This is a genomic window from Spongiibacter nanhainus, assembly GCF_016132545.1.
Classification (GTDB): domain Bacteria; phylum Pseudomonadota; class Gammaproteobacteria; order Pseudomonadales; family Spongiibacteraceae; genus Spongiibacter; species Spongiibacter nanhainus.
On the sequence record NZ_CP066167.1, the window covers coordinates 1654728 to 1676350 of the forward strand.

Sequence of the window (21623 nt, forward strand, 5' to 3'; positions counted from 1 at the left end):
AACTGGTGTTTAATGACGGCCCCCTGCGATTGGCGGGGTCTGTCAAGTTAAGAAGTGTACGATGAGTCTGATTGTTCAAAAATTCGGCGGTACCTCGGTGGGCACCGTGGAACGTATCCAGGCCGTGGCCCGCAAAGTGGCAGGTTTTCGGGATCAGGGGCACGATGTGGTTGTGGTGGTCTCCGCGATGAGTGGCGAGACCAACCGGCTGATCGACCTCGCCAAGGCCATGCAGGCCAACCCCACCCCCCGAGAACTGGATGTGCTGGTGTCCACTGGCGAGCAGGTCACCATTTCACTGCTGTGCATGGCCTTGCACGAGTTGGGCTATGGCGCCAAATCCTACACTGGCAGCCAAGTCAGAATTTTGACCGATGAAGCCCACACCAAAGCGCGGATTCGGGAGATCGATGACCACCGCATTCGCAGCGACCTTGCCGAAGGCAATGTAGTGGTTGTTGCGGGTTTCCAGGGTGTCGATGAAGAGGGCAATATTACCACCCTCGGTCGCGGTGGCTCAGACACGACCGGGGTAGCTCTGGCGGCGGCGCTCAAAGCCGATGAATGCCAAATCTACACCGATGTCGATGGCGTCTACACCACTGATCCACGGGTAGTGGACAAAGCGCGGCGTCTGGATCGCATTACCTTCGAGGAAATGCTGGAAATGGCCAGCTTGGGCTCAAAGGTCTTGCAGATACGGGCGGTGGAATTCGCCGGTAAGTACAATGTACCACTGCGGGTGTTGCATGCCTTTGAAGATGGGCCGGGCACCCTGATTAGTCTTGAGGAAGAGTCGGATATGGAAAACCCCGCCATCTCGGGGATCGCGTTTACCCGCGACGAGGCCAAAATCACCGTATTAGGAGTCCCCGATACCCCGGGCTTGGCCTACCAGCTTTTGGGGCCGGTCAGCGAGGCCAATATCGAGGTCGACGTTATCGTGCAGAATGTCGCCGAAGACAAGACCACTGACTTCACCTTTACCGTGAGCCGGGGTGATATGGCCAAGGCTGAGGCCATTGTCAAAGACCTGGTGCAACAAACCGGTGCCCGGGAAGTCAAAACGGATAACACCATAGCCAAAGTGTCGCTGGTGGGCGTCGGAATGCGTTCCCATGCTGGTATTGCCAGCAAGATGTTCAAGGCCCTGGCGGCTGAGTCTATCAATATTCAGTTGATTACCACTTCGGAGATTAAAGTCTCTGTGGTGATTGACGAAAAATATCTGGAACTGGCAGTAAGGGCGCTGCACGCGGCCTTTGATCTGGACAAAGAGCCAGCCACGTAAAAGGCTTAGCGCTGTAACACTTCATGACGGAAGTGGCGTGCTATTGGCTCATAAAGGAGAGTTTTCTATGTTGATTCTGACACGTCGCATTGGCGAGACCCTGATGGTTGGGGATGAAGTGACCGTCACCGTACTGGGAGTGAAAGGCAACCAGGTCCGCCTGGGTGTGAATGCGCCCAAACATATTGCCGTACACCGGGAAGAGATTTACGACCGCATACAGCACGAAAAAGACGGCAATAAGGAGTAAAAAATTTCGGGTTAGACTTTGCTTTGTCGCTCAGTATGTTATCATGCCGCGCGTTTTCGGAGCTAAGCACATTGCTTGTAAAACAATGTCTTAGCAACGAATCGGGGAAGCGACAAGCCCAACCCCGACGCTAAAATGCGAAACCTGTTTACGGAGAGGTGGCCGAGTGGCTGAAGGCGCTCCCCTGCTAAGGGAGTATGGGGTTTGTAGCCTCATCGAGGGTTCGAATCCCTCCTTCTCCGCCATAACAAACGCGAAAGCCCTTGATCCTCAAGGGCTTTTTGCGTTCTAGGGGTCTTTCAAGCCGTCAGGCAGACCGTCAATTTTTGTCGATACCCCTTCATCCTACAGAACAGTGCACTTCAGGCACGAATCCACGCTCTAGCATTCTCACCACTGATTTTGGGGTCAATACATCGACGTGTTGGTCCCGGGGCACAGTATGCCTGAGTTCTCCGTAGCCGAAGTGAGTCCAAGGGCGTAGCATGTCCTCCCAAAGCAGGAAGGGCATGTTCTCAATGCTGACTATAGTGCCGTTAGGGAGCGATCCAGCTACAGCCTGGTAGGTCACTTTTTGCCGTTGTCGGTTTGCCCGCTGCTTGTGCATCAACTTGTCGAGGGTAGCAATGGTAGGCTTCTGACCTTCTAAAAGGTCCGCGTTCACGTCGAACCAGAGAGCTTTAAACTCTTTATACCGTTCTCGACGGCATGTGCCACAGGGGCGGTGCCCGGCGGCCAAAGCGGTGGCTTCGTCAAGGAAGAATAGCTCCGAGTATGTCCCAGCTCCAAACAGCTCCCTTTTCCATCCATTGAACTCAAGCTTGCAGATGACCCAGTTGGGATGACGCCACAGTGCGACAATATTCTTACTCTGGTCATGCAAAATGCCCCTGTTTCCCATCCAAGTGCCTCTTGCAGACACAGCCTCGAGTTCGCCAAAGGGAGTGACTCTGTTCTGTAGCGGCATATTTATTCCCCCTTAGCATGAATGCCTGTAGGCGCCATATGCCACATAAAAGATTGAACATCGATCATGTCACGAGGTTTAAGCGCTTCCAGCTTGGCGGACAGCCAGCGGCTAAAGCTCAGCACTTGCTCATACAGCTCGGCGTTCGGGCTTGCCTCGTATGTGAGTGGGTACTGTGTAATTTCAATGCTTTTCCTAAAACCTTCTGGTTTCACAAACATGCAGTTTTCAGGATCGTGAAGGAAGAGGAAATAGCTTGCATAAGTCCATTTGTTTAGCTCTAGTTCCTGCAGAATGTCGCAGAAGTGGCCGAGTCTTTTCGACGCGGACCCAGGGCCGTGTAAACAATCATATAGTGCTGGGTAGTAGCGCTCAGGGTTGCCTTGTTCCCTAATCTTGTCGAATAGCTTGGGGCGTTCGAAACTGGCTTGAATCAAGTTTGTGCTGTTCACTGATCTTTTGACCCGATCAAACAGTGCATCCCAATCTTGAGCTTTAATTAAACTCTCCATAATTGGTTGCGCTAAAAGCTCTTTACAGAGCTCACTGGCCTCTACTTTGTAGTTTCGCTCAATGTCTAAATAGGCCTGTCCATAGAAGCCGTCGGGGTATTCCTCATGGAATGTGGCAATCATGCCGGGTAAATGACGTTGCTCAAGCTCTTTGTCGATAGCGTCCAACAATAGCTCTGCACGTTGATGTCGGGCTGTTTCTGAGGGCTCGTCCAAAATAGTCTGCGTATTATGTCGTAGTGTGCAGAGCTCGGAGTCTGACTTTTTTGATAAAGAAGCAATAAGTTTGTCACTCATAATCAGGTCCTTTGATAGCCGCAAATGTTTATGTCTTTGATGTGGATATGCCTGTAGCGGACAATTGTTTCCTGCGAGAAAGACAGCTTGGTTTCTAGCCAGTCAATGCTCTTTTGCCCATTGCGTTTTCAATCAACTTTAACAGCCGGTGCTTTCTTGTTGCGTAGAAGCCATGAAAATCATTGTTACGCATTTCATCAGCGGGGATACAGTGGCCGCTAAGAATACGGTCAAATGTTTCGTCATCTGCTTGCACGTGTGCATGGCGCTGAAGCTTATCGAGATAAATCGATGGTGCGTCCCCGCCGATCATGCGGTTGGCTTTGTAGGAGATAGGCGTTTTGTTGATGATAGAGTCGTACACTCTGGGAGCAATGCCGTGACTTTGGCACCAGGCTTTGGGGAATATATGGTGAATATCGAGGCTGACTTCCTCGGCGTCCAGGCTTTGAATGCTGCCTTTCCAAAAGAAGTCTTCCGCACCCTCGCGGATGATCAGTACATTGATGGCCTTGTAGGCCGCACTGGTGCGGGTACGAAGTGATTCTAAGCGTTCGGGATCAAAGGAGGCGTCTGTCACGGTGCGAGGTAGCTGCTCATCACCGTTGATCCAGGCCAGGACCTCTTCCAAGTCCAGGGCTATGCGGGTTTCCACGGCGCCGCCGTAGAGTTCACCCAATACGCCAGACCAGAACCAGCGGCAGAGCTTTTCATGGGTTTTAGGCTCTCGCCAGGTTTCGCCGAGTTGGGTCATCAAGGCGGCTAAAGGAACCAGTTGCGTGCGGTAGGGGAGCTCTCGGGGGCTGTAGAAGCCCTCGCCCCGCAGAAAGCGTGCGCTTTCGATAAACCCCGCCTCTACCGGGTCAGCCCAATGCCGATAGGCCTCAAGGGGGAGTTCCAAGACTGAGGCGCGCTTGGCGCTAACAGCGCGTACCTGCTTGCCTTGCTTACCCGCCTCGACATCTTTGGCTTTACGTTCCAGGGTATGGAGGAGGGTGATGGCTTGTAGAAAATCCGTGCTCTCAACCCCTTCGAGCAATTCCTGGGTAGCCAATCGACCTTTGCGCGCGTCCACCTCGCGAATCTCCGAGCCCAGCCAGTCGTCCCGTAGATTGTAGCCATCAGCAGCGTAGCTGGCGGTGATCAGCTCAAAGACGGAGAGCTGGACGCCGCCGGTGTTGACCTTCTCAAACACCAGACACACGGCCTCTTTGCTGGTTTCCTTTTTCAGCTCGATGATAGGCAGCTGATAGTCGTTAAAGGCCTTAATGACCTGATTTTGAAAGGTCAGGTAAGTCCCCATCTCGTCCTTATTGAACTCAAACAGATTCTGAAGCCAGTCCCGGTCATCCAATATCTGATCGCAGGGGAAGAACAGCTGCTTACATTCCTTCTCCCGAGTGGAGAGATCCAGCTCGATATCCCGGCCAAAATTGCGCCTGATATGACGATTCTCGTCCACGGCAACGATGGCGTCTTCTAGATGGTCTTCACCCTCCAGCGCTGCCTTAATATCAAAATAGTAGTGACGTTGAATAGCCTTGCCCTTGGCGGTGCGAGTATTGACGGGGGCAGCCAGTGCCACAGCCTGGGTTAAGCTGGTCAAGCGTTGTTGGCCATCTAATATAAGCAGCTCAGGGTTCTTTGCCACTGAGTTGGCATCAACCCCCTCCACCGGCCTGACCTGAAAGCGGACCTCACCGCCGGTCTCCATGAGCATGACAGCCCCCACAGGAAAGGAGCGAGCAATACTGACTAGCAGGCTTTTAACGTGGTCGTCATCCCAGACCCAGCCGCGCTGGAAGTCCGGTAACTGAATTTTGCCCTTGCAGATGTCTGAAAGCAGGTCAGGCAGTGAGCGTTTGGTGCTGTCGAAGGTCGTCATCATCAATCCTTGATCGTCGCAATACGTTAAGACTTGGCTCTGCGTGAGCGGGTCTTCTTTTTAGGCTTGGCCGCCTCCCGCTCGGCTTTGATGCGGGCCAATAAGGCCTCGGCGGAATTCTCGCCGCTAATCAGCTCGGGATTATCCTTGCGCCATTGCTCGGTCAGTTCTCCGCGAAAGGCTTTGGCGAGGATCGACTGGGTAAGCTTATCTACCCGTGCTTGGGCTTTATTGACCTGTTGTCCGATTTGGTCGGCGTAGGCGAAGAGTTGGTCTACCCGGTGGACTATTTCGATTTGTTCTTCTGGGCCGGGCATTGGGAGTTTCAGGTCATTGAGTACTTTGAGATTAATATTTTTTTGAGCAGTTGCAGGCGCGAACTCCTCCAAATTTGTTTTATTGTTTTCTATTAGAAATTTGACAAACTTCTCGTGAGATCTGGTCCTGTCAGGCGTAAATCCGACGACACTGTCGGGGAAGCAAGCATCGATTCCTAGGATTGCAGTGTCAGCAATATTGGCAGCGATAGTGATGCAAAGCGTTCCCCTCGGAAATAATTGACTCTGTGCTAGACCAAATTCACTGTAAAATTTTGACGCTGACTTGACCTCACCGCGTGAGTTCGCAACCTCTCCGGTCTGGATAAACGGATATTTATCGCCAAAGAGTCTAGGGTCATTACGGGGGCGATGTTTTGACTTTCCACGGGCCAGTGTTCCGACATCGGAAAGCCTCTGGTAACTCCATGTGATAGGATAACCTTGATCATCACAGCTAACGTCATCCCTCCAATCCTCCGTCAATCTCCCACTCACCGCCGCCGCAAGAACAGACTGGCGGAAACGTTTGAGTATGGCTGGGATCGCGTCGAGACGGGCTTTCAAGATATCGACCTGGGCCAGCAGTTCGTCCAGCTTGTCGGCGATGACTTTTTGTTCGGCGGCTGGAGGTAAAGGGATCGTGTACTGCGATACAAAATCTTTGGGAACGCGTTTGTGACCGACAGAGCCGCTCATATTAACTGCGCCATTGACTAAAAATTCTTTGGTGCTAAGGAGAGCGTGTACATAGCGCGGATCAAGCTCAGATATAACTGGTCGAAGCACGTAGTATTCCGTGCTACCTGCTCCCCAGCCGCTTGGAAAATTTCTGACAACGGTCGATTTTCCATTCTCAAAGCAAGGTGTGATTTTAGCGAAAAGTACGTCGCCATCTCGGAATTGCGTAAACCCCTTTTTCTTCTCATGCCAATGGCATTTAGAGAACGAGCATTTACCAAGGTAATCAGTAGGCATACCGGCCATTGGCATGAAGCCAATCTCTAATTCGTCGTGCAATTTCTCCTTTGGGTTAATGTAGACAATGCTTCCTAAGTCTGATATGCGCCATGCGTCTGGACAGTCTGAATAAGTAACCATTAGTTGGTAACGCCCATTACTTCTTCTAGCATTTTCTTTTGACTATCTGCTTCGTCGCCAGCACCCAAAACACGCATTAACCCATCAATCTCCCGAAGGGCCTCCGTCAACTCTGCCATAGCCTCAGCCGCCAACACCTCCGGCTCCGGCAAGTTTGCCGCATCCACGCTGTCTTTATCCTTCAGCCAGCTAATATCCAACGAGTCACCCTTAGTGTCCCGTATCCAGTCCCGGCTAAAGACCCGCCAGCGGCTTTTTTCCAAGTTTTCATTGTCACTGGCCGCATCGCCGGTTGTCTCAGCGTCTTTGGCGTTCCAGCTCCATTCGCCTTCAGTGCGTTTGGAAGTGCCGTCGGCCTTTCTGCCGTACACCTTTTCAAAGGGCTTTAAATGTGCCTCGGTGAAGGGCGTGCGTTTACCAAAGCTGGGCATGTTGGTCCGTAGATCGTAGACCCAGACTTTTTCAGTACAGTTTTCTTCCTGAAGCTTGGCTTTGGGGTTCTTTGAGGCGTCGGCGCCCTTGGTAAAGAACAGCACGTTGGTCTTTACGCCCTGGGCGTAAAAGATACCGGTGGGCAGGCGGAGTATGGTGTGCAGGTTGCACTTGTCCATGAGGTCGCGTCGGACTTCCGTGCCGACACCGGCCTCGAATAAAACATTGTCCGGTAGCACAACAGCCGCCCGGCCCCCAGGCTTAAGGTTGCGGTAGATATGCTGGAGAAAGGCCAGCTGTTTGTTGCTGGTTTTATAGGTGAGGTCGTCTCGGGTAATACTGGCCTCGCCACCCTTGGAGGTACCAAATGGCGGGTTGGCGAGGATCACATCCGCTTTACTGAGCCCCTGGCCCACCATACCCAAGGCATTACCCAGGTGAACAACCCCTTCATCATCACCTTCCATGCCGTGCAGTAGGCAGTTCATTAAGGCTAAGCGCCGAGTGCCGGGCACCAGCTCTACACCAAGAAAGGCTTTGTTACGCTGAAATTTTTGCGCTTTGGCATTCAGGTCAAACAGGTCGTCTGTCTGGGATTTTATGTAGGCGTCAGCGGCGATCAGGAAGCCGGCGGTGCCGGCGGCGGGGTCTTGGATAACCTCACCGGGTTGGGGTTTGATGCAGCGCACCATGGAGTTGATTAAGGCACGGGGGGTGAAGTATTGCCCGGCACCGGATTTGGTCTCGTTGGCGTTTTTCTCAAGCAAGCCCTCGTAGAGGTCGCCAAGGCCATCTTGCTGGGCGCTGTACCAGTCGATCTGGTCCAGGGATTTAACCAGCTGCTCCAAATGCCGAGGCTCCCGCAGCCGGGTCTGGGCGTCGGCGTATACCGCCAGGATCAGCGGGTCGGCATGGATGTTGTTTCCTTGGCCGTCTTTACCGGAGGAGAGGGCTAACAATATGCGTTTGTAATCATCCAGCAGGTTGAGGCCGGATTTACTGTTGAGGTCGGTCCAGCGGCACCCTTCGGGGAGAGGGTGTTTATCCAATAGGCCGGACTCGGTGTTCTCATGGGCCATTTTCATAAACAGCAGCATGACTAGCTCGGTGACGTAGTCGCTGTAGTTAATGCCGTCGTCCCGGAGAACGTCGCAGAGATTCCAGAGTTTTTGGACGATGTCGTTATGGGTCATGCTTGATCCTGATTCAAAATATCGATGTAGGCGCTGTAAGCAAACACGCGATTGCGCTTTTGTCCGGTGAGCTCCCGTACCAGTGCCATATCGGGCTGGGATAGACGGTCCATTACTTTGCCGACGGTTGCGGCTGTTAAATTGCTGTCCGCTACCACGGTACTGATATTGGCAATGGGGTGCTCAAATAAAACATCCAACACCTGGCCGGCAGAGGACGCCAGGCGGCCCAGACTGCCGAGTTGTGCCTTGTGGTGCTGGCGCAGGGTGTTGAGCTGTTGCGCTGTGGCCACCGCCTGGGTGGCTGTTTCGGCGACAGCATCAACAAAAAACAACAGCCAGCTCTCCCAGTCACCGGTCAGGCGGACCTGTTGCAGGTGGTCGTAATAGGTCTGACGGTGCTTCTTGAAGAACACCGACAGGTAGAGCAGGGGTTCGTGCAGGATGCCGGCGGATACCAGTATCAATGGGATTAGCAAACGCCCCAGTCGGCCGTTGCCGTCCAGAAAGGGGTGTATGGTCTCAAACTGCACGTGGGTCAGTGCCGCTTTTATCAGGGGGTCAGTAGCGTTGGGTACGTCATTGATAAAGCGCTCCAACTCGGCCCAACTGTCGGCCAGGGCGGTGGCCGGGGCGGGGACAAATGTTGCTTCATCAGCACGGTGACCGCCAATCCACACCTGATTTTGCCGAAACTCCCCAGGGCGCTTGTTGATACCCCGACCAGAAGTCATCAATGAGCTGTGAAGTTCGCTGAGTAAGCGAAAGGCAATGGGGTGACCTTCTCGTATGCGCTGCACGCCGAGAGACAAGGCATTGACGTAACAGGACACTTCTTGCACGTCGTCCATGGGAACGCCGGGCATGCCTTCCATTTCGTAGAGCATCAGGTCGCTGAGCGACGATTGGGTGCCCTCGATTTGTGAGGACATCACCGCCTCTTTGCGCACATAGCTATAGAGGAAGAGGTGGGCGTCGGGCAGTAGTGTGCTGATGGCGTCAAGACGGCCCAGCGCCAACATGGCCTGGTTGATCCGGGATTGCAGTTTGCCGGAAATCGCCAGCGCTGGCTCTGGAGGCAGAGGGGCTGGGATAAAGGCCTGACAGTGCACACCGCCGGCGATGCTGGGTTCGTAGCGCCCGGTAAGGCCTCGTTCCATTGGGGTCTCTAAACGTAAAATAAGCGAAGTGGTTATTTTAACTTTGCTTTTAAAATAAAATAAAGCGGAGATTTAATTTACTCTGTTGAGGCTAGGCCGAATCGGGCCACAACGCCTCCCCAAGGCCGTCGATTACCATATCTAGTTGATTATTCAATACTTTGTCGAGCTGTTTGGCGCCACCGTTAAACGCGGGTAGCTGGTTGATCGCGTCACGATCAATGATGACCTCATTGGTGAGCTGCTTGCCCAATCGCGTTAACCACTTGCGCTGCAGGGGCGTCCAGTTGTGCTGGCTGAGAATGCGCTCAATACCGGATTGCACCCGTTGCTCAAAGGGCACCATGGCCTCACCCAGGGCGGCGCGGCGGATATGCCCAATGATACTGGCCGCAATATCTTGGTTAGTCTGTTGGCGCCAGGCACTGCGCAGCGTGGGCTCGGTGTAGCCATGCTCGTCCAACAACAGGCGGATTTCTTTTAACTGGTCGCGGGTGAGGTCCCGAGGGCGATTCACAACGGCACTGAGAGCGGCCGATTGGTTTACCTGCTGGCGAATAAACTGGTTGAAGCTGTCGAGGTAATCTTGGGGCTTTTCGTATTTGCCGTAACTCTGATCCCGGGCTACTAGTTCATCTTCGTGATCAGACAGGACGGGCATGTGGTCGCTGCCCAATAGGGTTTTGACCTCCGCGAGCTGTTGTAGAAAGCCGCTGTGCTGAGTGAGGAACTCTGAGGCTTGTTTGGGGCCGAGAGTGTGGAGGTGTTGGTGGAGTTTGGTGGGTTCGACTCCCCAGCTGTACTCCAGCTCCTCTAGCTTCTTTTTGACTTGTGGATTGGTTTCGCCGCGTTTGCCGGCTTTGCGCATCACCTGCATGACTTTTTGCCCCAATTGGCTAAGCACTGTGTCGGCATGGCTGTGGTCGGTGTCGTCACCGGGGGCATTAAGACTGGCTTCGAGCTTGGCGGGGTCAGTCAGTTCGTCGCAAAGCTGCTCCAGGGTGATATTGGGGTTACGCACCAGGGGCTTCATGGTGGAAACGTCTTGCAGTGCAGCGTAGATGTCCACCGGGTCGTAAATGCGGAATACGGTCTTGCCAATCTCATCGCAGCGGCGGGTAGCGCGTCCAATCATCTGCTCATAGAGGATGCGAGATTTAACACGGCGCAAGAACACCAAGTGGCAGATGGGTGGCACATCTATGCCAGTGGTAAGTAGATCTACAGTAATGGCGATATTGGGGTAGCGCTCATTTTTATAACGGCTGATCAACTGACTGACCTTGTCGCTTTGGCCGGTGATTTTGGCAACAGCGGCCTGATTGTACTCGCCGTTGTAGAGCTCGGAGAAGGCGGCATCTAGCAGGCGTTTCACCATGTCGGCGTGAAGATCGGTGGCGCAAAAGATCATGGTCTTCTCGTCGCCGAAGGGGTCCAGCTCTTGGGCTAGCTGTTCACAGATCACGCGGTTAAAGTTCTCGTTGATCACCCCGCGGTTAAATGACTCGACTTCAAAGTCTAGCTCGTCTTCCAGCTCAGAGGCTTCTATTTCCCCAGTGGAGGTATTGATGGCCTGGACTGTTTCGCCTTTGTCAAAATGGATGTTGTTGCGCGTGAGCAAGGTCTCGTAGCGGATGGGGGGCTCGTGGTCGATCAACCAGTCGTCAGCCACCGCCTCCCGGTATGAGTAGGTATAGACCGGCTTACCGAATATCTCACTGGTGTGTTTTGCCGGGGTAGCGGTAAGGCCCACTTTGACGGCATCAAAGTAATCCAGCACCCGCCGGTAGCTAGACAGGTACTGATCGGTATCCCGTACCGCCAGCTCGCCGTCGGTCATCTCCTGATCCAGGGTATAGCCGCGGTGGGCCTCATCAATAATGATGCAGTCAAAGGCATCCACCGGCGGAGGATGATCTGACATGAAGATACGTTTAACCATGGACTGGACGGTGGCGACCTGGACCCGGGTTTCTGCATCGAGGACGATATCGCCAAGCTCATTAACCGTATAGATTTCTGTCAGGGTGTGATTCTGCTCCAGCGTTGCCTCTTTGAAGGCATCTAAGGCTTGGGTACCCAGCGCGTTGCGGTCTACCAGAAACAAGACTCGCCGGAAGCGCTCTGTTTTTAGGAATCGATACATCAAGCCAATGATGGTCCGTGTCTTCCCGGTGCCGGTGGCCATCGCCAGCAGGCACTCGCGCTGGTTTCGCGAAAGCGCTTCTTCTACGGCGGTGATGGCTTTTTGCTGGTAGTCACGGAGCTTGAGGTACGCCATGCCCTCCTGTTGCAGCTCCTGCTCGGCCTTTAGGCGGTCTCGTGTCAGTAAGTCCAGCAAGCCGTCTGGACTGTGGAAGCTTGATAGGGCGCGACTGGTGTTGCTGGGATGACGCACATCCCGGAACCAGGTTCCGGATTGCTCAGTAAGTTGTTTGACGTATTCCCGCCCGTTGCAGGAAAACACAAAGGGAATTTGATAGTGGCCATCGGCCTCGTCTGGCCAGGCTATGCTGCGACCTTGGTGCTCCCATGCCGAGACTTGCGGCGGAGTGAGTTCGAAGCCTTTGGCATAGCGCTCTGCCTGGGGAATCATCCCTGCAACGTTCTTGTTTTCGCGCTTGGCTTCGACCACTGCAATCGGTATCAAGCCGGCAAATAGGACATAGTCGGCACGACCGGTGCGGGTGGGCCATTCTGCGATGGCTTTGTTGGTGCCTTTTTCGGGACGGGCGCCGGATTGGTAGGTCAATGCCTGGGTGTCGGCCTCCCAGCCAGCATCCATCAACATTTGGTCGATGAAAACCCGGGTCATCTCTTCGTCAAGCACCAGGGTTTTGCTGGCAGACTGGGTTTTGGCTTTGACGTCGGTGCGTTGTTGGGCGGCGTTGGCCGTATTGGCTGCGAGTTGCTCCTGGAGCGCCGCCAACTGCTTGGCGAACTGCTTTCTTTCGGTGTCCAGCTGTGCCTCAGCGGCTTTGGCTTGCTCCTCAAATTGACGAGCTTCTTGATCCATCAATTCGGCGAGCTGCTGGTACTCCTGCTTTTCGGCCTCGAGTAGCTCATCTCGCTGCGACTCCTTGTCCTGCTGGTCGGCTTTGGTGGCGAGTTCAGCGTTGAGTTGCTCGATTTCTTTTTGCAGTTCCCTGAGTCTGAGACTGGGGTCGTGAGGAGGGACAAAGGGGCCAGGCTTGAATTGCGTACCCGACTTACCGAATGAGCGGTGATACCACACAGCCAATGCACGGGCGACCTTCAGACCCTGCATGGCCTCCCGGTGGAGGGTCTTGAACTGATGGGTGGCTTTGTTGCCCTCAATGCGCAAGGTATGGAATAGATTGCGGATATCTGGCTCGAGCGTTATCTCGCGATTAAGGCGATACAACAGGTCAGCTTGGTTGGTGCCCTGGTCAAATTCGAGGCCGGCTCGGGCGGCAAGGTCCTGAGCTAAGGCTTCGCCCAACTGTCTCAGCTTTATCAGTGTGGTATTGGGATCGGACGCAAACACATACTCGGCGGCGGAGGCCAAGTGTAGGAAAATCGGGTCATGTTCGCCTAAAAAGGCAAAGTTACTGCTTGGCGGCTCAGTGCTTTTGCTGCCCATCAATCCCTCGAGCGTTATTATGTCGCTTGGCCATATCCACAGCCAGATAGTTAGGACTATATGAGAAATCTCGGCGACCCACAAACCCTGTTTGATGCGGTGGCTTTAGTTTATGTTGTGTCAACGATGGTAGTGGAGCACCCGGTCGTCTTTAATTTGTTAGAGCAAGTCTTCCGGTTGATCAAAAAGCGACCAGATAATGCCGACTATTGAGTAGTTGATAGCCCCGGGTCGCCGGTAGCCCACGAAGCGCCAGCGTAGTGGGGATGCCGGCGGCACGGGGCACGGGATATAAGGAAGAGGATCGGATTTAACATAGGACTGATTATGCGGCGCAGGCGGACAGTGCTCGTCACTGCGCATAATCCCGTCTTATGTTGAACCTGGGACATCCTTATTCCGACCAACAAAAAAAGAACGAGCACCCGGTAAGGGTACTCGCAATCCAATCAAATCAGGCCTTTCTCGGCAAAGGACAGTGTGCCTTCGACAGTAACCAGGATGTGATCCAAGGTGCGTACATCGATAAGAGATAGCGCGTCTTTCAGCTTTTTGGTTATAGCCTTGTCGGATTGGCTTGGCTCAAGGTTTCCGGACGGATGGTTATGCACCAGGATGGCTGCGGCGGCGTTGTGCTCTAGGGCTTTTCTGACCACGACCCTGGGGTGTACGGCGGCGGAATCTATGGTGCCGCGGAACAGCTTTTCAAAGGCGACCATCTTATGTTGGTTATTGAGGTACAAGGCGCAAAACAGCTCCTCGGATTCCGTGGCTATTTCAAGCTGGCAGTAGCTCTGGACATGGGCGGCGCTGGTGCAGGCGACACCCTCGCGAAGTGTTGATGCCAGTATACTGATGGCTTCTTGGATGATGTGCTCCTGGGTTGGGCTCAGTGAGGTGGGTGGAAATGTTGAGAGCGAGTTCTCCATGATATGGCTCCGGTCTTTAGTTGGCAGAGGAGGGGTATGAACGGCTGCAATACCATCAGTGATACCCCGGCTTTGGCGGGAAGCGCCTGAACAGGGGCGGAGCCAAGTGCTCTCTTGCTTAGTGAGCTAATCCGAACAGTTGGAAGCAAAAAGCGGTGGGGGGTATCCCTACAGCACGCAATTAGATCGCTACCGGGGGGGGGAGGTCACAGAAGTGTGAGCCGACAGACCAGCACTGGGGGCGTAGGCAGATGAGATATTTTTGAAAAACCTGCGGATATGTGATGACTACCAGGCCGTCACCAGCACCCTCGGCGCTGCGGGAAAACTGCCGCCCCTCCCTCGCGGCCCTTCACTTCCGCGCCACTGCGTGGCGTGCTCCAGTGAAGCTCCACTCGCCTCGGTACGTCATTTTCGCCTCGCTTGGGGTGCTGATGTCGGCCTTTCAGCGGCTGGATAGTATGAGGTTGTCTGAAGGCCATTCACTGAGCGCTCCCCAGTTCTGGCATAGGATATCGGCTTTATATAGTCGAAATTGCTATTTTTCGTACCGTTAGTATATCGGGAAAGATCAGCGTATGACTCTTAGTACATCGGGTGAATATCGTTTCTTGAAAAATTGTATTTAGAGGGCCGGTCCGGGCTTAAATGGCTGCTTCGAAGTGCTACGGTGCTACAAGCTAGGCATACCAAAGGTTTGCGGGGAGCGCGTTGTGCGACATGCAACACGACAAGTCCGCGACATATTATTCTTGGCGTTGAGGTTGTGTTGGAACCTTGTCGTGGACATGTTGCAATCTGCTTTGGCTAGACCCCATGATTCTAGCGGGGTGTAGCACTGTCGCAGTTTAACTAATGGTTGTTGTACCGGGCAAAGGCGTCAGTAAACTGCTCCCTTTCATAACCACGCCTCGTGCCTATTTCGGGGAAGCGGATGTCCTTAGGGCGAATTCCAAAATCAGAAAGCATAGACGCTACTTTATTTTGGGTGATGCTTTTACCCGAACTGAATGTTGACCAAGGTTTTGTAGGGTCACCGCAAAGAGTATCTACTAGTGCCTTGGAGGCAATGCGATCATCCTTGTGAGACGCCCACACAGCCTGAATATCCTGCAACAAGAGCCCCTTTGCATCAGGTTCGGGGATCACGGTTATTGCCTTGTAGGCAGCCTCGCAGCGCAATCCCCAGTCGGCCCCCATGATTTCTGCTACCTTAAATAGTGGGTCCCAATTATCCGCTGCCCGGTCGTTGCCAATATTTGGGGCCTCTACGGTAGATTGCTCTACGGCGTGTTTGTTGTCGATGCACCAGCGGAGAAGTTTTTCCCGGTAGATTTTATTCAATGTCGCCAGGTTTTCTGGGGGCTTTGAGACTACTTCGTGTGCCAGCTTACGACGCAAGTTAATTACGATGCTCCTATCCATAACTGTTGTAGGCAGAGCGCCAATTGATCCCAGCGCCACGGGCATCCAAGTGCTGTAGGCTTTCGGTGTATGGTCATCTCCAGTGCAACGCATGACGTATGCTGAGCTCTTGGTGTGTCCAGAGTTGAGAATGTTAATAAGGTCGGAGTCGGCCGAGCGGATAAGCGAATCGGCCTCATCCAGGAAAATGGTTGGCTGACAGCGCCTTGTTACCCGGAACATTACTGCCGCCGAAATGTTGGAAGTCATCAGGCAATCTTTGGCAAAGGTGCTAACGACTTCCATCGTAGTAGTTTTCCCGCAACGCTTCACCGGGCTCTGAAAAAAAAGCTTGCCGAACACTCGGAAGGAGTTGATCAAGTAACTTGCGATGACCCACAGAACAATTGCGTCTACCTCTTCATCCCGCAGCACACAATACTTTTTAATGATCTCCGTAATATCGTCGGCTTCCTTTGCCATAGTTACCGGGCTATGCCAGGGTACGAGGCCTTCAGGAAACTCCCGCTTCGGGGGAGCCAATATTGCGGCATCTGCGGTCTCTAGCTGCCCCTCCTGGACAATGTCAACATGTTCGCCAGAAGTAGGGTCTGGGGCTGCTGCGGTGGTAGGAAGAAGCGGAAGGTCCGCTTCATTTGTGCTACTCTCGGTAGTGAGGGATGTGTCGTTTGTCATTGCATTTTCCTCATGAGGAGTAAGGGGCTGTTTCTGCTGGCAGGCGGGCAGCCCCTTTTCTACATCTGAACGTTGAGTATCTGATGTTCCACTCATGGCGTAATACCTTTGAAGGTGTAGTGAGCCACGTTTTTGTGAGTCCAGCCGTTGCGGTCAGTATCGCTGCGGCACTGCGTTTCAATGATCGCTCCCATGGCCCGAAGCCGACTAACGTAATTGCTTGGATGTAGCAGCCCTTCGTTCACTAACGCAAGGCTGCTTGTACCCTTCGCACCAGATTCGACAATTAAGGCCAGAGTCAGCGCAAGACGATGCGGGAGGTGGGCTGGCTTCGTATAGGGAGCCGGCGGAGCCACAAAGTAGAAGTTTTTCTTGCGGGCTGGGGTGATCAGATTGCAAGTATTCATTAACAGTCCTCCATTTTGCGAGTAGCAATACGACTCATTACCCAATCATCTACCTCGCTCTCGACCCAGCCGCGAGAGGCGCCGCCCGGGACGATTGCCAAGCTACTTGGGAATAGACCTTTGTTTGCTAAGAGGTAGATGTGGGACTTAGAGAGCCCTGTTTTCAACATCACGTCCTTGACACGGATGATGCGGATATTCCTTTGAGAGTTAGCCGTCTCGAGGTTGTTGGGGCTTTGGTTTAGGTCGCGTTTGAGCGGTTTTGGCATAGTTGCACACCTCATTTGTCAGTGGTTGCAAGCCGTCATTAACGAAGGCTTGATAGTGACTTTGAGGGAAGTGCAAAAAAATATCTGAACTTTTTGCACCACTGGGTGCAGGGGGGCCTATGTAGTGCTCTATGGGCAATCCGGAGAAGTCCGAAGCTTGTCTAAGTAGTCCGCCCACTCCTGCATCATCCTGATACGCTCGTCCATTAGTTGGGCTTTGTTGTAGGTAGCCCTCACCCTATCCTTATTCACGTGGGCAAGCTGAAGTTCCACAGCGTCAGGGGAATATCCCATCTCATTCAGGAAGGTGCTGGCGGTGTGTCGAAATCCATGGCTAGTCATAAAGCCAGTGCCAAATGGTTGACCTGTTTTAGGGTTTATAAGTCGCTTGATGGCTGCTGTGGTGGTGTTCTCGCTCATTGGCTTTCCATGGCCGTGGCTGGTCACAAACACGTATGAGCTCTGGGCTCCGAGTTTTTTCACCTCCTCCAATACCGCGATCGCCTGGGTCGCGAGTGGTACTTTTAGCTCCTTGTTGGACTTCATCTCTGAACCCGGAATAGTGAGCATATTTGCCTTGAAATCGATGTACTCCCATTTCATGAATCGAATATTGTAAGGGCGAAGAAAAAGAAGGGGCATCAGCTTGAGCGCGGCTGTGGTAAATGGGCTTTGGCGGGCGCTCGGGCTGTGAATTTGCGTCAACAGGTTCTTAAAGTCCTCCTCAGCAGTGATGTGGCCGAAGTTGGTCTTTTGTCGGTGGTCTGGCTTGGGGAGTAGTTCAGCAAGCCCTTGCGCAGGATTATTGTCAATCATGCCCAATAGCAGGAGGTCGTTGAATACCTGCCTCATGATGCCTGCCATGCGCTTCGCCGTCTCTTTGGCGCCTCGCTTTGCGATTGGAGTGAGTATCTCCAGCAATTCTCTGGTTGTGAAGCTATCCACGGATCGCTTGTCTAGGGCAGGGTATATGTTTTTTTCAAGGCGTTGCTCCAGGTCGTGAAGGGTGGTCACCGCGTAGTTCTGCTTGGCTATCCAGTCCTTGCAGTAGTCACTAAAGCGCATGTCCTGAGCAGCTTTTTTAGCTTCCTCAAAACGCTTAGCGTCTGTGGGATTCTGACCCTGGCTGACCAACTTTCGCGCCTGTAGGTGAGCTTCTCGCGCCTCTTGAAGTGAAGTTTCTGGGTAGGTGCCTATTGTAAAGGTGCCTTGTTTACCATTGAGCCTGTAACCATATTTCCAGGTCTTAGTGCCCGATTTGCGCACTATAAGGTGAAGCCCGCCTTGGTCAAATAACTTGTAGTCGCTGTCCTTTGATTTGGCATTTTTGACGCTTGTGGCTGTGAGCGGCATATCTGGGATTCCAACTTGAGCATGTGGCGGAGGAGCTAGGCAGACCGTCATCCAGACCGTCATTTGGATAGGATGCTATAGTTCGCTCTGGAATTGATGATACAGTAACCTATTGAATATAAACAAATATAAATTTATTGTTCGTCGTATACGTCCTATGTATTATTGTTTTCGACGTTCTCCTTCTCCGCCATAAATAAAGAACCCGGCTCTGTGCCGGGTTTTTTATTTGAGGTGAAGGCGGGAGAGAAGCCTCGTCGGGTTCGATAAAATGCGCCGCATTTTAGACGCCGCCGCGCAGCGGAGGCGCCCCGCAGGGGGCAAAGCAGGCCTTAGCCTGGTTTGATCAATCCCTCCTTCTCCGCCATAAATAATAGAACCCGGCCCCGTGCCGGGTTTTTTATTTGGGGAGAAGGCGGGAGAGAAGCCTCGTCGGGTTCGATAAAATGCGCCGCATTTTAGACGCCGCCGCGCAGTGGTGGCGCCCCGCAGGGAGAGCCCGGGTGTGGTCTACTAGCCGGCCAGTGAGTGGGATACCACAATCCAGATAAGAACAAAGAAACCGATAATCTGCGCAAAGAAAAAAGCAAAACGGATTGATGTCAGGGTGTTGGTTTGCTCAAAGCACACGTGGGTTAGCGACTGTGCGATTCTTGCGATGAGCACACCTAGCGAGACAACATCGACGGTCATGCCGGTGGTAGCACTGGCATGTATCGCAAACACGATGGCGCCAAATACAGGCAGATTTTCTACGCAGTTTGTGTGGGCTCGCATGGCGCGCTTGTACCAGTCGCTGCCGTCTCCGTCAGCAACAAACTCACGGATGGGGGTGCGCCCAGACAATATTCGGGTCCAGCGGTATACCCCGACGGTGAACAGCAATAGCAGTATTGTCCAAGCGGCAAACCCCAGCAGTGCCCAGGTAGCGATACTCATATGACCTCACAAAATAATTTACTGAAAGAGAGTAGCCGGCAATAACCGCGCGTTCCAAAGATAGTGTAGGCACGGATAGTGTGAGCACGCTTGCCTTGGCTTTGGGTATTATCGCAGAGATCACAGATAGTCGTGTGGTGACTTTTCCTTGCCCGGCTAGCTATTTGTTAAGAGGCAGACGGGTGAGAAGGGCATAGCCAGGCCTTGTGTCCTGGCAGGGAAGTTAGTTTGGAGGTTACTCCAGTGCTGCCAGTAAGCGCTGCAATTTGCCCTCATCAAGGGGCTTGTTTTCAAAGCAGTGGACACAGTCGAATTGTTTGGCGCGTTCACGGTCATCGGGGTTTAGCGAGGTCGTCAGCATGGCGATGACTGCACCAGCTTTGCACTCGTCCGGCAGATCTCCATAGCTGCGCAGGAATTCCCAGCCATCCATTCTGGGCATGTTGATGTCCAGAAATATCAGGTCGGGCTGAGGGTAGCCCACCTCTGTTGCGGTTGTCAGATACTCAAGTGCTTCGAGGCCGTCGCCGGCTTCGGTTATGGCGTCGCAAATTCCGCACTCTTCAATAACCATCCGGTGCAGGAAGTTAGTGGCTGCGTCGTCATCAATCAGCAGGATCGAGTTTATTTTTTTCATTGACAACCTCCTTTAAGGTAAACACAACACAGGTGCCGTTGGGGGCGTTACCCTCTATCCAGATGTCGCCACCGTGTAGCTTAACGACTTTAAGACAGTGGGCGAGACCAATTCCTGTACCCGGATAATCTTGGCGATTGTGAAGCCGTTTAAATACGCCGAACACCTTGTCCCGGTATTCTTCCGGTATTCCTATGCCGTTGTCACAGACTGCAAATTGCCAACCGCTATCGACGGGCCGCGCGGTGATTTTGACCTTTGGCTGGACCCCCACCTCGGTAAATTTAAAGGCGTTGGAGAGCAGGTTTTGAAACAGTAATCTCAGCTCCGTTTCCAGTCCAATGACATTTGGTAACTCTTTGTACTCTACTACTGCACCGCGGCTAGTCATAGTGCCGGATAAATCGTCCTCTACATCCTGCACCAGCTGCATTAAGTTTATGGGTTTTGGCGTCAGATCACGTCCGATGCGCCCATAGTCCAATAGGTCTTTTACCAAGTCCTGCATGCGCGCACTTGCGTCGTCGATAAAACCCATCATCTGTTTGCCACGCTCGTCGAAGTGGCTGACGTACTTTTTGTTGATTACATCGACAAAGCTGCGCACCGTACGCAGAGGCTCTTGCAGGTCGTGGGAGGCGATATAAGTGAACTGCTGCAGCTCACGGTTTTTGTTGTCCAGCAAGGCAATTTTTTCTTCCAGTTCATTTTGCGCTCTATTCTTTGCGGCAACTTCTTGCTCGAGCTTGCGTTGTTGATCTTTTGTTATATCGCTTGCCTCATCCAATGATGAGGCCAAAAAATAAAACTCTGCTGAGGCGTATCTCGGTAACGATGCCCGCAGCTTGCCTTGACCAGTGGCCCCTTTTAAGACTTGCTTAGACATCAGCTCAATCGGTCGGGCCAGGCGCCGGGAGGTCGCCACGCTGATTAGGATTGCCAGTAGAAACAGTAATATTAAGATAAATACGGTTTGTCGGATGACCATGCTGCGCACCTTTACCGCGTCTGCATTGTCGCTGCGCAGTGCAAGATACATATTGCTATTGCCATGGTAGGGGATGGGTGCCACTGCTATGGTGTAGTTTTCGTGATGATATAGATCCTGATTTTCTGCAGTGATGGACGTGTTAAGTGGTGGAAAGTCAGTGAGAAAGTTATGAAGCTCGCCATTTTTGGCTATTAACGTTCTATTCGGGTCCGGATGAAAAAGGTATTGGCCAGCGTCGTTAATGACCATTAATTGATGCGTGGGGTCGCTAAAAGATGGTAGCAACTGCAGAGCTTTATTCAATGCCAGGTTGATTATTACGATGCCAAAACGCTCGTCAGTCACCCCGTTAAACAAGGGGACGGCGGCACGCACAACAAGTTGCCGAGGCTCGGCGATTTTGCCAAATTCTCTGTTGAGATCTACCTGGGAGAAATAGATTTCACCACGTGGCAGAGCATTTGCAGCCTGGAAGTAATCCCGCTCACTTTTATCCTGTAGGTTTTGTCTGGACACCACCCTCAACTGGCCATTGGCGCCGTATTGGTCCACCCGAATTAGCTCTTTTCCGGTATGGTGGATCAGCCTCATTTGGGCGTAACGGGGTTTAGCCCTTATCAGGCCGGAGAAGAGTTGTGTGACATCCTCTTGCCATGGATTATTCGCAGATTCTAATTCAGTGTCCCTTGATGCCTGAATATACTGGATAAGAGCTGGAAATTGAGCGACCTGTTCCAGCTCAACACCAAGGGCGGCGATAGTGCGCTGCAAATAATAGGATAGCGCTTTGGTATCGCTTTGTAACAGCAAGTCGTCTTTTGCTTCCAGCTCGCGGTCCAGAGCCAGGTAAGTGGTGCCCAGAGTCATCATGTTGCTCAACACCACCAGGGCAATGGTGATCAGCAGGATGTGAAAGAAGATCCGTTGGTGCGGACGCCCCTTGTAGATGGCAGGTGTGTTCAAGGTAGGAACTCAGTTGGCCCAGTGTA

General features: G+C 52.9%; 16 protein-coding genes and 1 tRNA gene. 3 read left to right on the forward strand and 14 right to left on the reverse strand.

Annotation, left to right across the window (positions count from 1 at the left end):
• The first annotated feature begins 61 nt into the window (after positions 1-61).
• The 3 genes from I6N98_RS07480 (at position 62) to I6N98_RS07490 (ending at position 1786) form a co-directional block, all read left to right on the forward strand.
• On the forward strand, positions 62-1291 hold the full coding sequence (locus I6N98_RS07480; protein ID WP_198571159.1) for an aspartate kinase: 1230 nt from the start codon (positions 62-64) through the stop codon (positions 1289-1291).
• Positions 1292-1358: 67 nt separating this feature from the next.
• Entirely contained in the window at positions 1359-1541 is a 183-nt protein-coding gene (gene csrA / locus I6N98_RS07485; RefSeq protein WP_198571160.1) for a carbon storage regulator CsrA, read from the forward strand.
• A gap of 152 nt (positions 1542-1693) precedes the next feature.
• Positions 1694-1786, forward strand: a tRNA-Ser gene (locus tag I6N98_RS07490).
• A 724-nt stretch (positions 1787-2510) separates the two neighbouring features.
• Here I6N98_RS07490 and I6N98_RS07500 read toward each other — a convergent pair.
• The 14 genes from I6N98_RS07500 to I6N98_RS07565 all read right to left on the reverse strand — a co-directional run bounded on the left by I6N98_RS07500 (position 2511) and on the right by I6N98_RS07565 (position 21597).
• Positions 2511-3317, reverse strand: coding sequence for a hypothetical protein (locus I6N98_RS07500; protein ID WP_198571162.1), 807 nt, complete (start codon positions 3315-3317; stop codon positions 2511-2513).
• Between the two features lie 94 nt (positions 3318-3411).
• The gene (locus I6N98_RS07505) at positions 3412-5205 is read right to left on the reverse strand and encodes a GmrSD restriction endonuclease domain-containing protein (protein WP_232787499.1); all 1794 of its coding nucleotides are present in this window, start codon (positions 5203-5205) and stop codon (positions 3412-3414) included.
• A 23-nt stretch (positions 5206-5228) separates the two neighbouring features.
• Positions 5229-6620 (reverse strand): restriction endonuclease subunit S, encoded by a 1392-nt coding sequence (locus tag I6N98_RS07510; RefSeq protein ID WP_198571164.1) that lies wholly within the window; start codon positions 6618-6620, stop codon positions 5229-5231.
• The gene (locus I6N98_RS07515; protein ID WP_198571165.1) at positions 6620-8245 is read right to left on the reverse strand and encodes a class I SAM-dependent DNA methyltransferase; all 1626 of its coding nucleotides are present in this window, start codon (positions 8243-8245) and stop codon (positions 6620-6622) included. Before I6N98_RS07515 ends, I6N98_RS07510 begins: the two co-directional genes overlap by 1 nt.
• Positions 8242-9405 carry a Fic family protein gene (locus I6N98_RS07520; protein WP_198571166.1) on the reverse strand — a complete coding sequence of 388 codons (1164 nt, stop codon included), beginning with the start codon at positions 9403-9405 and terminating at the stop codon, positions 8242-8244. Before I6N98_RS07520 ends, I6N98_RS07515 begins: the two co-directional genes overlap by 4 nt.
• Before the next feature lie 91 nt (positions 9406-9496).
• Positions 9497-13009, reverse strand: coding sequence for a type I restriction-modification system endonuclease (gene hsdR, locus I6N98_RS07525; RefSeq protein WP_198571167.1), 3513 nt, complete (start codon positions 13007-13009; stop codon positions 9497-9499).
• A gap of 449 nt (positions 13010-13458) precedes the next feature.
• On the reverse strand, positions 13459-13938 hold the full coding sequence (locus tag I6N98_RS07530) for a JAB domain-containing protein (RefSeq protein ID WP_198571168.1): 480 nt from the start codon (positions 13936-13938) through the stop codon (positions 13459-13461).
• A gap of 852 nt (positions 13939-14790) precedes the next feature.
• Complete coding sequence (locus I6N98_RS07535; RefSeq protein ID WP_198571169.1) at positions 14791-16134, reverse strand: DUF3631 domain-containing protein; 1344 nt, start codon at positions 16132-16134, stop codon at positions 14791-14793.
• Complete coding sequence (locus I6N98_RS07540; protein WP_198571170.1) at positions 16131-16445, reverse strand: helix-turn-helix domain-containing protein; 315 nt, start codon at positions 16443-16445, stop codon at positions 16131-16133. Before I6N98_RS07540 ends, I6N98_RS07535 begins: the two co-directional genes overlap by 4 nt.
• The gene (locus I6N98_RS18770; protein WP_420496988.1) at positions 16445-16729 is read right to left on the reverse strand and encodes an AlpA family phage regulatory protein; all 285 of its coding nucleotides are present in this window, start codon (positions 16727-16729) and stop codon (positions 16445-16447) included. Before I6N98_RS18770 ends, I6N98_RS07540 begins: the two co-directional genes overlap by 1 nt.
• Before the next feature lie 114 nt (positions 16730-16843).
• On the reverse strand, positions 16844-18067 hold the full coding sequence (locus tag I6N98_RS07550) for a tyrosine-type recombinase/integrase (protein ID WP_198571172.1): 1224 nt from the start codon (positions 18065-18067) through the stop codon (positions 16844-16846).
• Between the two features lie 513 nt (positions 18068-18580).
• Positions 18581-19006, reverse strand: a complete 426-nt coding sequence (locus I6N98_RS07555; RefSeq protein ID WP_198571173.1) for an MAPEG family protein — start codon at positions 19004-19006, stop codon at positions 18581-18583.
• 235 nt (positions 19007-19241) lie between these two features.
• Positions 19242-19643 carry a response regulator gene (locus I6N98_RS07560; RefSeq protein WP_198571174.1) on the reverse strand — a complete coding sequence of 134 codons (402 nt, stop codon included), beginning with the start codon at positions 19641-19643 and terminating at the stop codon, positions 19242-19244.
• On the reverse strand, positions 19612-21597 hold the full coding sequence (locus I6N98_RS07565; protein WP_198571175.1) for a sensor histidine kinase: 1986 nt from the start codon (positions 21595-21597) through the stop codon (positions 19612-19614). The genes I6N98_RS07560 and I6N98_RS07565 overlap by 32 nt, the downstream gene beginning before the upstream one ends.
• Positions 21598-21623: the final 26 nt, after the last annotated feature.

What these genes read in the sequence shown, in the direction of transcription:
- I6N98_RS07480 (WP_198571159.1), top strand. Translation starts at nt 62, where the DNA reads ATGAGTCTGATTGTTCAAAAATTCGGCGGTACCTCGGTGGGCACCGTG.
- csrA (WP_198571160.1), top strand. Translation starts at nt 1,359, where the DNA reads ATGTTGATTCTGACACGTCGCATTGGCGAGACCCTGATGGTTGGGGAT.
- I6N98_RS07500 (WP_198571162.1), bottom strand. Translation starts at nt 3,317, where the DNA reads ATGAGTGACAAACTTATTGCTTCTTTATCAAAAAAGTCAGACTCCGAG.
- I6N98_RS07505 (WP_232787499.1), bottom strand. Translation starts at nt 5,205, where the DNA reads ATGATGACGACCTTCGACAGCACCAAACGCTCACTGCCTGACCTGCTT.
- I6N98_RS07510 (WP_198571164.1), bottom strand. Translation starts at nt 6,620, where the DNA reads ATGGTTACTTATTCAGACTGTCCAGACGCATGGCGCATATCAGACTTA.
- I6N98_RS07515 (WP_198571165.1), bottom strand. Translation starts at nt 8,245, where the DNA reads ATGACCCATAACGACATCGTCCAAAAACTCTGGAATCTCTGCGACGTT.
- I6N98_RS07520 (WP_198571166.1), bottom strand. Translation starts at nt 9,405, where the DNA reads ATGGAACGAGGCCTTACCGGGCGCTACGAACCCAGCATCGCCGGCGGT.
- hsdR (WP_198571167.1), bottom strand. Translation starts at nt 13,009, where the DNA reads ATGGGCAGCAAAAGCACTGAGCCGCCAAGCAGTAACTTTGCCTTTTTA.
- I6N98_RS07530 (WP_198571168.1), bottom strand. Translation starts at nt 13,938, where the DNA reads ATGGAGAACTCGCTCTCAACATTTCCACCCACCTCACTGAGCCCAACC.
- I6N98_RS07535 (WP_198571169.1), bottom strand. Translation starts at nt 16,134, where the DNA reads ATGAGTGGAACATCAGATACTCAACGTTCAGATGTAGAAAAGGGGCTG.
- I6N98_RS07540 (WP_198571170.1), bottom strand. Translation starts at nt 16,445, where the DNA reads ATGAATACTTGCAATCTGATCACCCCAGCCCGCAAGAAAAACTTCTAC.
- I6N98_RS18770 (WP_420496988.1), bottom strand. Translation starts at nt 16,729, where the DNA reads ATGAGGTGTGCAACTATGCCAAAACCGCTCAAACGCGACCTAAACCAA.
- I6N98_RS07550 (WP_198571172.1), bottom strand. Translation starts at nt 18,067, where the DNA reads ATGCCGCTCACAGCCACAAGCGTCAAAAATGCCAAATCAAAGGACAGC.
- I6N98_RS07555 (WP_198571173.1), bottom strand. Translation starts at nt 19,006, where the DNA reads ATGAGTATCGCTACCTGGGCACTGCTGGGGTTTGCCGCTTGGACAATA.
- I6N98_RS07560 (WP_198571174.1), bottom strand. Translation starts at nt 19,643, where the DNA reads ATGAAAAAAATAAACTCGATCCTGCTGATTGATGACGACGCAGCCACT.